The sequence below is a fragment of the Streptomyces sp. H27-H1 genome, from assembly GCF_026627445.1.
Taxonomy (GTDB): domain Bacteria; phylum Actinomycetota; class Actinomycetes; order Streptomycetales; family Streptomycetaceae; genus Streptomyces.
Window position 1 is genome coordinate 244,877 of the sequence record NZ_JAPNLJ010000009.1, and the last position, 11,432, is coordinate 256,308.

Below are 11,432 nucleotides of genomic sequence, written 5' to 3' on the forward strand. Positions count from 1 at the left end.
CAGGGTCCTTTCAGCCCGTCCGGCGTTTGAGGACCGGGGTCAGGGCCGGGCCCTGGGAACGGTCGAACCGGGCGTCCTCCCCCGGACTCCGTCCGGGGGAGGGAGGGGACTCCGCCCGCGCAGCGGCACACCCGCAGCCGGGCCCGCCGCCCACCACGGCAACGCCCCGCAGGCCCCGTACACGGTGCCAAGACCGCCCGGGCCGGACCAACGGCCCACGCCGCCCCGGGGCCACGCGCCCCGATACCCTGTCCCCGTGGCAAAACCAGTCCGGATCCCGACCGCGAAAGTCGCCCTCTCCACCGCCTCCGTCTACCCGGAGTCAACGGCGACCGCCTTCGAGATCGCCGCGCGCCTCGGCTACGACGGCGTCGAGGTCATGGTCTGGACGGACCCGGTCAGCCAGGACGTCGATGCCCTGCGCCGCCTCTCCGACCACCACCGGGTCCCGATCCTGGCCGTTCACGCCCCCTGTCTCCTCATCACGCAGCGCGTCTGGTCCACCGACCCGTGGACCAAACTCCAGCGCGCCCAGGCGGCTGCCGAGCGGCTCGGCGCGAGCACGGTCGTCGTCCACCCGCCGTTCCGCTGGCAGCGCCAGTACTCCCGCGACTTCGTGACCGGCATCTGGCGGATGGCGGACGAGACCGACGTCAAGTTCGCCGTCGAGAACATGTACCCCTGGCGCTACCGGGACCGCGAGATGCTCGCGTACGCGCCCGAGTGGGACGTCACCAAGGACGACTACCGCCACTTCACCGTCGACCTCTCCCACACCGCGACCGCCCGCACCGACGCGACCGCGATGATCGACCGGATGGGCGACCGCCTGGCACACATCCACCTCGCCGACGGAAACGGCTCCGCGAAGGACGAGCACCTCGTCCCCGGCCGCGGCAGCCAGCCCTGCGCCGAACTGCTGGAGCGGCTCGCCGCCACCTCCTTCGACGGGCACGTCGTCATCGAGGTCAACACCCGGCGCGCGATGTCCTCCGCCGAGCGCGAGGCCGACCTCGCGGAGGCCCTGGCCTTCACCCGCCTCCACCTCGCTACCGCTCCCGGCCCGGTACACAGGACCCCGCACCCATGACCGAGCCGCTCCCGGACCCCGCTTCCGGCTCCACCCCGGACCCCACCCCCGGATCCGCCCCGGACCCCACCCCCGCCCCCACGGCAAAGCCCGGCCCCCGCCGCCGCGGCCCCGGCCGCCCCCGCCAGGACGAGGCCGACGACGGCCCCGGCACTCAGGAGCGCATCCGCCTCGCGGCCCGCGCCGAGTTCGCCGCGCGCGGCTACGACAAGACCTCCGTCCGCGGGATCGCCAAGGCCGCCGGCGTGGACCCGGCCCTGGTGCACCACTACTTCGGCAGCAAGGACGACCTGTTCGCCGCCGCGATCGAGCTCAGCATGGAGCCCGCCCTCGTCCTCCCGGTGATCATTGGCACGGGCCCGGACGGCCTCGGCGAGCGACTGGCGCGCTACTTCCTCGGCGTCTGGGAGAACCCGGTCACCCGGGCCCCGCTGCTCGCCGTGATGCGCTCGGCCCTCACCCACGAGGCCGCCGCGAAGGTGCTCCGCCGGCTGATCCTGCACCGGCTGCTGGAGCGGATCGCGGCCGACCTCAACGTCCCCGACCCGACGTTCCGCGCCGAGCTCGCCGCCTCCCACATGGTCGGCATCGCGATCCTGCGCTACGTCGTCCAGGTCGAGCCCCTCGCATCGGCGGACCCGGAGACCATCATCGAGCTGGTGGCCCCCACCCTGCAGCGCTACCTGACCGAGGAATGACCGGGGGCCCTCCCGAACACGTGCCCAAGTACTGAGCCGCCCGTCCCGGGATCCGGACACCCCGTCCGGATCCCGGGCAGGGGGCGTAGCCTCGTAACCGAGCCATATCCACAGTCGCGGCAGGCGTACGCGCCACCGCACCCATGGGGAGAGAACCCGATGCCCGAGCTGAGGTCCCGCACCGTCACCCACGGCCGCAACATGGCAGGCGCACGTGCGCTGATGCGCGCCTCGGGGGTAGCGAGCGCGGACATCGGGAAGCCGATCATCGCGGTCGCCAACTCCTTCACCGAGTTCGTCCCCGGCCACACCCACCTGGCTCCGGTCGGCCGCATCGTCTCCGATGCGATCCTGGCCGCAGGCGCCGTTCCCCGCGAGTTCAACACCATCGCGGTCGACGACGGCATCGCCATGGGCCACGGCGGCATGCTGTACTCCCTGCCCTCCCGCGACCTCATCGCGGACTCGGTCGAGTACATGGTCGAGGCGCACTGCGCCGACGCGCTGATCTGCATCTCCAACTGCGACAAGATCACCCCCGGCATGCTGATGGCCGCCATGCGCCTCAACATCCCGGTCGTCTTCGTCTCCGGCGGCCCGATGGAGGCCGGCCAGGCCACCCTCGTCGACGGCACCGTGCGCAAGCTCGACCTGATCGACGCCATGGTGGACGCCTCCAACGACAGCGTCTCCGACGAAGACGTGCTGCGCATCGAAGAGAACGCCTGTCCCACCTGCGGCAGCTGTTCGGGCATGTTCACCGCCAACTCGATGAACTGCCTCGCCGAGGCCATCGGCCTGGCCCTCCCCGGCAACGGCTCGGTCCTCGCGACGCACACCGCCCGCCGCGCCCTGTACGAGGACGCCGGCCGCACGATCGTCGAGATCACCAAGCGCTACTACGAGCAGGACGACCACTCGGTCCTGCCCCGCAACATCGCGACCCGTCAGGCCTTCGAGAACGCCATGGCCCTCGACATCGCCATGGGCGGCTCCACCAACACGATCCTGCACCTCCTCGCCGCCGCGCAGGAAGCCGGTCTGAAGTACGACCTTACGGACATCGACGAGATCTCCCGCCGGGTCCCGTGCCTCGCCAAGGTCGCCCCGAACGTGGCGCCCGGCGGCACGTACTACATGGAGGACATCCACCGGGCCGGCGGCATCCCCGCCCTGCTCGGCGAGCTGCACCGCGGCGGCCTGCTGAACAAGGACGTCACCACGGTCCACTCCGCCAACCTGGAGGAGTGGCTGGCGAAGTGGGACGCCCGCTCCGGCACCGCCCCGGACGAGGTCATGGAGCTGTGGCACGCGGGCCCCGGCTGCCAGCGCTCCGCCTCCGCCTTCTCCCAGTCCGAGCGCTGGGACACCCTCGACCTCGACGCCGAGGGCGGCTGCATCCGCTCCGTCCAGCACGCCTACTCCAAGGACGGCGGCCTCGCCGTCCTGCGCGGCAACATCGCGGTCGACGGCTGCGTCGTGAAGACCGCCGGTGTCGACGAGTCGATCTGGACCTTCGAGGGCCCGGCCGTCGTCTGCGAATCGCAGGACGAGGCCGTCGACAAGATCCTCCGCAAGGAGATCAAGGCGGGCGACGTGGTCGTCATCCGCTACGAGGGCCCGCGCGGCGGCCCCGGCATGCAGGAGATGCTCTACCCGACGTCCTTCCTCAAGGGCCGCGGCCTCGGCAAGGTCTGCGCCCTGGTCACCGACGGCCGCTTCTCCGGCGGCACCTCGGGCCTCTCCATCGGCCACGCCTCCCCGGAAGCGGCCTCGGGCGGCTCCATCGCGGTCGTGGAGGACGGCGACCGCATCCGCATCGACATCCCGAACCGCTCCATCGAGCTCCTGGTCGACGAGGCCACGCTGGCCGCCCGCCACGAGGCCCTGGGCGGCGTCTACGCCCCGAAGAACCGCGAGCGCAAGGTCTCGGCCGCGCTGCGCGCCTACGCGGCGATGACCACGAGCGCCGACAAGGGCGCCGTCCGCGACGTCAGCCTCCTGGAGCGCTGACCCCGCGAGGTTCCGGCCCCGCCCGACACCCTCGGGCGGGGCCGTCCGCGTCTCACCACCCGGCGGGATCCCCCGCCGCCACCGCGAACACGGTCCCGTCCGGCGCCGACGCGTACACCCGCCCGCCCCCGACCACGGGTGCGGGCAGACTCGCCGCGAAGGTGCTCTTCCCGGCGCTGATCCGGGGCTTGGTCTGGCCCAGCAGCCGCCCCGACCCCGCGTCGACGGCGAGCAGCCGCCCGTCCGAGGCGCTCAGGTAGACCTTCCCGTCGGCGAACACCGGCCGGGAGGCCAGGGCCACACCCGTCTCCAGCCGCCACTGCTCCTTGGCGGGGCCGACCGCGACGAGGGCGCCGGTGGCCCCGAAGACGTACACGGTCCCGTCGGGCCCCACGGCCGCCTGCGTCTCGTAGAGCGGTGGCGCGAGCAGGACGCGCTGTACGCCCCGGGTCGTCAGGTCCACCCGTACGACCGCGACGGTCCTGCCTTCTGCATCGGTGTCCAGCAGGTACACCCGGCCTTGCGCCGTACCGACCGGCCACAGCCTTCCCGCGGTGCGGACCTGCCGGCGTTCGGTTCCGTTCAGTGGGTCCACGGCCGTGACCCGGGTCGACCTGCCGGTGGTGTCGGGTGTCGCCACGTACAGCAGGCCCTGCCCGGATCCTTCCGAGGTGTGCCACCACGTGGAGCCCGGCCCGCCGATCTGCTTCGTCCAGCGCGGGCTTCCGTTCGCCGCGTCCAGACCGGTGACGTTTCCGTTCGGCGCGACGAGCAGCACCTGCGCGCCGGCGGCCACCACGTGCGTGCCGTTCGGCAGCTTCCGCTTCCAGTGCTCTGCACCGCTCCGTGGGTCCAGCGCCCGGAGCAGCTCGCTGCCCGGTGTCATGGCGAGTACCAGCCCGGCCGAGTGAAGGAGCGGGCTGTCCGTCGCCGTCCGAGTGCTGGGGGCGGGGTGGCGGACGGCCCACAGAACCGAGCCGTCCGCCGGAGCGATCCGGGCGGCGGACAGCCCCGGCCCCGCGCAGTACAGGGCGGCGGAGTCCCAGGAGCACGACGCGGAGCGCTCGCCCAGTGCCACCGACCACGGTGCGATGCCCTCGGCCGGTGGTACCGGCGCCCCCGTTTCCTTTGAGGTGACCCGCGCGGCCGGCGGGGAGGCCGACCCGAACGCCAGGTATCCGCCGGCCGCCCCGATGGTCAGCAGCAGCCCGAGTCCCGCCACCAAGAGCACGGGCCTGCGCTGCCGACCACGGTCACCTGCGTCGACGGGGGCCTGCTCGCGCCGGTGCGTGATCACCTCATCGACCACCGGCCGCCTCGGCCGGGGGATGAAGGCGTGCGTGTCCTCGTCCGTCGGGTACGCCACCGCCCGCAGCGCCGCGATCAGCGCGTCGGCGCTCGGCCGCTCCGCCGGATCCTTGGCCAGGCACCGCGCGACCAGCGGGACGAGCCGCTCGGGCAGACCGGTCAGGTCGGGCTCGCTGTGCACCACCTGGTACGCCACGAGGTAGTGGCTGTCGGAGTCGAACGGCCCCCGCCCGGTCGCCGCGTGCACGAGCACGGCGCCCAGGGCGAACACATCGGCCGCGCTGCCCACTTCCCGGGGCCGCTGGAACTGCTCCGGCGCCATGAACGGCGGGGTCCCGATCAGCTTGCCCGTCTCGGTCCGCAGATCGCTGTCGGCCGGCCTCGAGATGCCGAAGTCGATGACCCGCACCCCGTCCGGGGCCATCAGTACGTTGCTGGGCTTCAGGTCGCGGTGCACGACCCCCGCCCGGTGGATGTCCCGCAGCGCCTCGGCCAGTCCGGCGGCGAGCCGCGCGAGCTCCTTGGCCTCCAGCACGCCTTCCCGTACCCGCTCCGCAAGCGTCGGGGCATCGATGAACAGCGTGGCCATCCAGGGCCGCTCGGCATCGGGGTCCGCGTCCACGACGGGCGCGGTGAACGCTCCGCTCACCCGCCGGGCAGCCGCGACCTCCTGCCGGAAGCGCGCCCGGAACTCCGGATCCACCGCGTGCTGGGCGTGCACGATCTTGACGGCGAGTTTCAGCCCCGACTCGGAGGTGGCCAGGTGGACGACGCCCATGCCGCCGGATCCGAGTACGGATTCGAGCCGGTACTGCCCCGCATACTCCGGAAAATCCGTGTAGTCCGCACGCACTGGACGCACCGCTCACCACCCCCGCGGGAGCCTAGTCGATGGCCCGTACGGATCTCCAAGGTCTTGCTACCCTGCGCGGGTTGCACAGGGCAACCTCCAAGGGGGGAGTTTCCACATGTCTGTTGAGAGCGATTCAAGCCAAGTCCAGAGCCTTGCTTCGGGGTCGGGGTTCCCGACGTTTCCGGTCGCGCCCGGCTACCGCGTGAACGTCCGCAGCGGTCCCGGCACCAACTACTCGATCGTCGACACCCTGCCGCTCGGCGCGTACGTCGCGATCCGCTGCCAGTGCGAGGGGACGAACATCTCCGGCCCTTACGGCACGACGTCCGTCTGGGACTGCGTCGGCAACAGCCGGTTCGTCTCCGACGCCTACGTGAAGACGGGCAGCGACGGCTACGTAGCCACCCGCTGCGCCTGACCCCGCCGCCCCGGCACCCGCCGCGCCCTCGGCCCCGGCGGCTCCGTATGGCTGAGGTCCATCCGGAGCATCCCGCGGTCTGACCCGTGAGACACCCCGGGCCCGCCGTAGCCCGCGGGGGATAATCGCTGGTGTGAGCGACGACCAGCGAGACCAGACCCCCGCCGAGCCGGCCGCCGAGGCCGCGGCCCCGGCGCAGCCCGTGGTGCCCACCGGCCCCGAGCCCGAGCCGATCCGGTTCTTCGGCACCACCTGGGTGAACCACGACGACGGCTACGGCCCGCGCCGCGTCGGCGTGGCCCTCGGCGCGCTGGCCATCGCCGTCCTCGGCGCCTTCCTGCTCCGGTTCTCCTACGAGGGCCTGGAGATCGGCGACGTCGGCGCGTTCCTCAGCATCTCGGTCGTCGTCCTCTTCGCGATCGCCAGCTCCATCGCGTTCGTCAAGACCTGGGAGTCCTTCAGCCGCCGCCAGGCCCCGTCCTCCGACGAGGCCGCCCTCAAGGGGCTGAAGGCGATCGGTTTCATCGGCAGCCTCATCGCGTACTTCCTGCGCTGCTTCGTCGAGGCTCCCGGCGAGAAGCTGCGCCGCGCCGAGTACGAGCGCGCCACGGCCGAGTTCGCCCGCCGGCGCGGTACCCGCACCGGCAACCCGGCCGTCCGCCGCCCCAAGCGCAAGAAGTAGCGCCCGGCTCCACCCCCGCGAGGCTTGCGCAGGGGCACGGCCGGGAGCATTATTCATCACATGATGAATAACCCAGCGGCCGCCGCCGTCCACGCCGACGGACTCACCGTCCGCCGCGGCACCGGCCGCAGCCCCCGAACCGTCCTCGACGACCTCTCCTTCGACGTCCCCCGCGGCCGCATCACCGGCCTCCTCGGCCCCTCCGGCTGCGGAAAATCCACCCTGATGCGCGCCGTCGTCGGTACCCAGGCCCACGTCACCGGCACCCTCGAGGTCCTCGGCGAGCCCGCGGGCCACCCCGGACTGCGCTCCCGCATCGGCTACGTCACCCAGGCGCCCTCCGTCTACGACGACCTCACCGTCCGGCAGAACCTCGACTACTTCGCCGCCGTCCTCGACCCCGGCCGCGCCGCCGCCGAGCGCCGCCGCGAGACCGTCACCCGGGCCATCGCGGACGTCGACCTCACCACCCACACCGCCGCCCTCGCCGGCAACCTCTCCGGCGGCCAGCGCAACAGGGTCTCCCTCGCCGTCGCCCTCCTCGGCAGCCCCGAACTCCTCGTCCTCGACGAGCCCACCGTCGGCCTCGACCCCGTCCTGCGCCGCGACCTGTGGAACCTCTTCCACGACATCGCCGCCACGCGCGGCGCCACCCTCCTCGTCTCCTCCCACGTCATGGACGAGGCCGAGCGCTGTCACGACCTGCTCCTCATGCGCGAGGGCCGCATCCTCGCGCAGGGCACCCCCGACGCACTGCGCACCCGTACCAACACGGACACCGTCGAAGAGGGCTTCCTCCACCTCGTCGACGCCGCCAACGCTGCCGCCGCCAATGCCGCCGCCACCCAAGCCGCCCACGGGAGCACCCGATGAGCACCGCCCGCACCGCGGCCACCGCCGCCCGCGTCCTGCGCCAGCTCCGCCACGACCCGCGCTCCATCGCGCTGATGCTGCTGGTCCCCGTACTGATGCTGATCCTGCTCCGCTACGTCTTCGACGGCAGCCCGCAGACGTTCAACAGCATCGGCGCCTCGCTCCTCGGGATCTTCCCGCTCATCACGATGTTCCTGATCACCTCCATCGCGACCCTGCGCGAACGCACCTCGGGCACCCTCGAACGCCTCCTCGCCATGCCGCTCGGCAAGGGCGACCTCATCGCCGGTTACGCCCTCGCCTTCGGCGCCATGGCGGTCATCCAGTCCCTGCTCGCGACCGGCGTCGCCCTCTGGGTCCTCGGCCTCGACGTCGTCGGCTCCCCGTGGCTGCTCCTGCTCGTCGCCCTCCTCGACGCACTGCTCGGGACCGCGCTCGGCCTCTTCGTCTCCGCCTTCGCGGCGTCCGAGTTCCAGGCCGTCCAGTTCATGCCGGCCGTGATCTTCCCCCAGCTCGTGCTGTGCGGACTCTTCGCTCCCCGCGACACCATGCAGCCCGTCCTGGAAGCCATCTCCAACGTCCTGCCCATGTCCTACGCCGTCGACGGCATGACCCAGGTCCTCACCCACACCGACATGACCGCCGACTTCGTCCGCGACGCCGTCGTCGTCGCCGGCTGCGCCCTCCTGGTCCTCACACTCGGCGCCGCCACCCTGCGCCGCCGCACCCCCTGACGGGAACCGCCTGACCGCAGTCCGGACACCACACCGCCGTTCCCCGCGCGGGTGCGAGGATGAGCACGCAGACGACGCAACAGCGCACCAACAGTTCGGCGAGGTGGATCGGGCATGACGCAGACAGTCGCAGTCCTCGGTACCGGCAAGATCGGCGAGGCCCTGCTCAGCGGGATGATCCGCGGCGGCCGGCCCGCCTCCAAGCTCCTGGTCACCGCCCGCCGCCCGGAACGCGCCGAGGAACTGCGCACCCGCTACGGCGTCGAGGCCGTCACCAACGCCGAGGCCGCCAAGCGCGCCGACACCCTGATCCTCACCGTGAAGCCGCAGGACATGGGCAAGCTCCTCGAAGAGCTCGCCCCGCACCTGTCCGCCGACCGCCTGGTCATCAGCGGCGCGGCCGGCATCCCGACCTCCTTCTTCGAAGAGCGCCTCGCCCAGGGCACCCCCGTCGTCCGCGTCATGACGAACACCCCCGCCCTCGTCGACGAGGCCATGTCCGTCATCTCGGCCGGCAGCCACGCCACCGCCGAGCACCTCGCGCACACGGAGGAGATCTTCGGCGGCGTCGGCAAGACCCTGCGCGTCCCGGAATCCCAGCAGGACGCGGCCACCGCCCTCTCCGGCTCCGGTCCGGCCTACTTCTACTACCTCGTCGAGGCCATGACCGACGCCGGCATCCTCCTCGGCCTGCCCCGCGCCCAGGCCCACGACCTCATCGTCCAGGCCGCCGTCGGCGCCGCGGTCATGCTCCGCGACAGCGGCGAACACCCGGTCAAGCTCCGCGAGGCCGTCACCTCCCCGGCCGGCACCACCATCAACGCGATCGTGGAGCTGGAGAAGCACGGCGTACGAGCGGCCCTGATCGCCGCCCTCGAAGCGGCCCGCGACCGCAGCCGCGAACTCGCCTCCGGCAACAGCTGACCCGCCGGCCGCTACGGGGCTGCGCGCGCAGCCCCGTACCGTCCCCTGCGCTCCTCAGGGCTCCAGCAGCCCGATGGCCCGGTACGCCGAGTCCACGACGGGCCGCGCGATCGCCCGCGCCCGCCCGGCACCCGCACGCAGCACCGCCTCCACCGTTCCCGGATCGGCCGCCAGCTCCGCGTGCCGTACGCGCAGCGGCCGCAGCAGCTCCACGACGGCGTCGGCCACATCCCGCTTGAGCGCCCCGTACCCGTCGTACCCGTCGGCGAGCGCGGCGGGCTCGCCCCCGGTGCAGGCCGCGAGGATGTCCAGCAGGTTCGCGACCCCCGGGCGCGCGGCCGGGTCGTAGAGGACCCCGCCGTCCCCGGCGTCGGTGACGGCCCGCATCACCTTCTTCCGCACCACCTCGGGCTCGTCGAGGATGAACACCACCCCGGGCCCCGCGTCCCCCGACTTCCCCATCTTCGACCGCGGGTCCTGCAGGTCCATGACCCGCGCCGCCACCACCGGATGCGTGGCCTTGGGCACCACGAAGGTGTGCCCGTAGCGCTGGTTGAAGCGGGCGGCCAGATCCCGCGTCAGCTCGACGTGCTGGCGCTGGTCCTCCCCGACCGGCACCTCATCGGTCCGGTACGCCAAAATATCGGCGGCCATCAGCACGGGATAGGTGAGCAGCGACAGCCGCACCCCTTCCCCCGAGGCCTGCGCCTTCGCCGCCTTCTCCTTGTACTGCACCATCCGCCGCAGCTCCCCGTCGGAAGCCGTGCACTCCAGCACGTACGCGAGCCGGGCGTGCTCGTCCACGTGGCTCTGCACGAACAGCGTGCACCTCTCGGGAGTCAGACCGGCGGCGAGCAGCAGCGTCGCCGCCTGCCGACTGAGCCGGCGCACCCGGGCCGGATCGTGCTCGACGGTCAAGGCGTGCAGATCGACCACGCAGAACAGCGCCTCGTCGGGCTCCTGCTCGGCGGCGACCCACTGGCGTACGGCCCCCAGGTAGTTCCCCAGCGTCAGATGCCCGGTCGGCTTGACGCCACTGAAGATCCTCGTCATGTCCTGCTACCCACTCCCTGCTCGTACCGATGTGGACGTCGACACCACCGCGTCGGGCGGCCGAGCCACTCCCGGGAGGGGGAGAAACGAAAACGGCCGCCGTGGGCGGCGGCCGTCGAGCGCATGCGTGCTCGTGTGGATGGTCGGCCGCCGTCAGGCGGCCCACCAGCGAAGGTCGGGCACGAGCGCATGCGTAGTCATGGGGGAGAGGCTAGACCCTGAGGGGTGAAGACGGCATGAGGTTTGCCCGCTCCGCGCGCCCGGTCAGCCTGGGGTTGACACAAACGTGCCCGGTCCGTAAGGTCCTTCGAGTTGTCCGAAGTGAGCTCCGACCCCGGTCGGTCCCCGGACAGCCATCCCGCACTACACATTCGAACGAACGACTCACTTTGTCGTCCCGTTTTCATGCGTATTTGCGAATGAGGAATCCGCGTCCACGGACGCGGCCGCCGATTAGGTTCGGGGGCAAGGAATCCGCTACTGTCTCACTCGTCGCAAGGGCCCAACAGCCCGAACGGCAAACCCCGTTGACTGGGAGTCGGGCCCGAAAGGATCTGATAGAGTCGAACTCGCCGGAAAGGGAAACGCGAAAGCGAAGAACTGGAAAGCGAAACCCGCTGACTGGGAATCGGACACGAAAGAGTCTGATAGAGTCGGAGACACAAGAACGAAGGAAGCGCCCGGAGGAAAGCCCGAGAGGGTGAGTACAAAGGAAGCGTCCGTTCCTTGAGAACTCAACAGCGTGCCAAAAATCAACGCCAAAAGTTGATACCCCGTCCATTTCGG

The 11,432-nt window shown here is 71.7% G+C and carries 10 protein-coding genes; 8 read left to right on the plus strand and 2 right to left on the minus strand.

The genetic code is table 11. The features are described 5' to 3' along the window. Positions 1-256 precede the first annotated feature (256 nt). The 3 genes from OTB20_RS13170 to ilvD all read left to right on the plus strand — a co-directional run bounded on the left by OTB20_RS13170 (position 257) and on the right by ilvD (position 3,801). Positions 257-1,090 (plus strand): sugar phosphate isomerase/epimerase family protein, encoded by an 834-nt coding sequence (locus OTB20_RS13170; protein WP_267817337.1) that lies wholly within the window; start codon positions 257-259, stop codon positions 1,088-1,090. Continuing rightward, the gene (locus OTB20_RS13175; protein WP_267817338.1) at positions 1,087-1,788 is read left to right on the plus strand and encodes a TetR family transcriptional regulator; all 702 of its coding nucleotides are present in this window, start codon (positions 1,087-1,089) and stop codon (positions 1,786-1,788) included. The genes OTB20_RS13170 and OTB20_RS13175 overlap by 4 nt, the downstream gene beginning before the upstream one ends. Positions 1,789-1,947: 159 nt before the next feature. Beyond that, complete coding sequence (gene ilvD, locus OTB20_RS13180; protein WP_267755336.1) at positions 1,948-3,801, plus strand: dihydroxy-acid dehydratase; 1,854 nt, start codon at positions 1,948-1,950, stop codon at positions 3,799-3,801. A 52-nt stretch (positions 3,802-3,853) separates the two neighbouring features. Here the strand turns inward: ilvD and OTB20_RS13185 are convergent, their stop codons facing one another. Next, entirely contained in the window at positions 3,854-5,971 is a 2,118-nt protein-coding gene (locus OTB20_RS13185) for a protein kinase domain-containing protein (protein WP_267817339.1), read from the minus strand. Positions 5,972-6,077: 106 nt separating this feature from the next. Between OTB20_RS13185 and OTB20_RS13190 the strand changes: the two genes are divergently transcribed. The 5 genes from OTB20_RS13190 (at position 6,078) to proC (ending at position 9,593) form a co-directional block, all read left to right on the plus strand. Then, positions 6,078-6,380, plus strand: a complete 303-nt coding sequence (locus OTB20_RS13190) for a peptidase (RefSeq protein ID WP_267817340.1) — start codon at positions 6,078-6,080, stop codon at positions 6,378-6,380. 133 nt (positions 6,381-6,513) lie between these two features. Further along, on the plus strand, positions 6,514-7,062 hold the full coding sequence (locus OTB20_RS13195; protein WP_420716381.1) for a hypothetical protein: 549 nt from the start codon (positions 6,514-6,516) through the stop codon (positions 7,060-7,062). Between the two features lie 60 nt (positions 7,063-7,122). Continuing rightward, positions 7,123-7,935: an ABC transporter ATP-binding protein gene (locus OTB20_RS13200; RefSeq protein WP_267817342.1), complete on the plus strand. Its 813-nt coding sequence runs from the start codon at positions 7,123-7,125 to the stop codon at positions 7,933-7,935. Next, positions 7,932-8,669, plus strand: coding sequence for an ABC transporter permease (locus tag OTB20_RS13205; protein ID WP_267755326.1), 738 nt, complete (start codon positions 7,932-7,934; stop codon positions 8,667-8,669). Before OTB20_RS13200 ends, OTB20_RS13205 begins: the two co-directional genes overlap by 4 nt. A 114-nt stretch (positions 8,670-8,783) precedes the next feature. Beyond that, on the plus strand, positions 8,784-9,593 hold the full coding sequence (gene proC, locus OTB20_RS13210) for a pyrroline-5-carboxylate reductase (RefSeq protein ID WP_267755324.1): 810 nt from the start codon (positions 8,784-8,786) through the stop codon (positions 9,591-9,593). A 54-nt stretch (positions 9,594-9,647) separates the two neighbouring features. Here proC and trpS read toward each other — a convergent pair whose 3' ends face one another. Then, complete coding sequence (trpS, locus tag OTB20_RS13215; RefSeq protein ID WP_267817346.1) at positions 9,648-10,646, minus strand: tryptophan--tRNA ligase; 999 nt, start codon at positions 10,644-10,646, stop codon at positions 9,648-9,650. Positions 10,647-11,432 lie beyond the last annotated feature (786 nt).

Coding starts and splice junctions, on each gene's coding strand:
- OTB20_RS13205 (WP_267755326.1), top strand. CDS start 7,932: ATGAGCACCGCCCGCACCGCGGCCACCGCCGCCCGCGTCCTGCGCCAG.
- OTB20_RS13175 (WP_267817338.1), top strand. CDS start 1,087: ATGACCGAGCCGCTCCCGGACCCCGCTTCCGGCTCCACCCCGGACCCC.
- ilvD (WP_267755336.1), top strand. CDS start 1,948: ATGCCCGAGCTGAGGTCCCGCACCGTCACCCACGGCCGCAACATGGCA.
- trpS (WP_267817346.1), bottom strand. CDS start 10,646: ATGACGAGGATCTTCAGTGGCGTCAAGCCGACCGGGCATCTGACGCTG.
- proC (WP_267755324.1), top strand. CDS start 8,784: ATGACGCAGACAGTCGCAGTCCTCGGTACCGGCAAGATCGGCGAGGCC.
- OTB20_RS13190 (WP_267817340.1), top strand. CDS start 6,078: ATGTCTGTTGAGAGCGATTCAAGCCAAGTCCAGAGCCTTGCTTCGGGG.
- OTB20_RS13200 (WP_267817342.1), top strand. CDS start 7,123: ATGATGAATAACCCAGCGGCCGCCGCCGTCCACGCCGACGGACTCACC.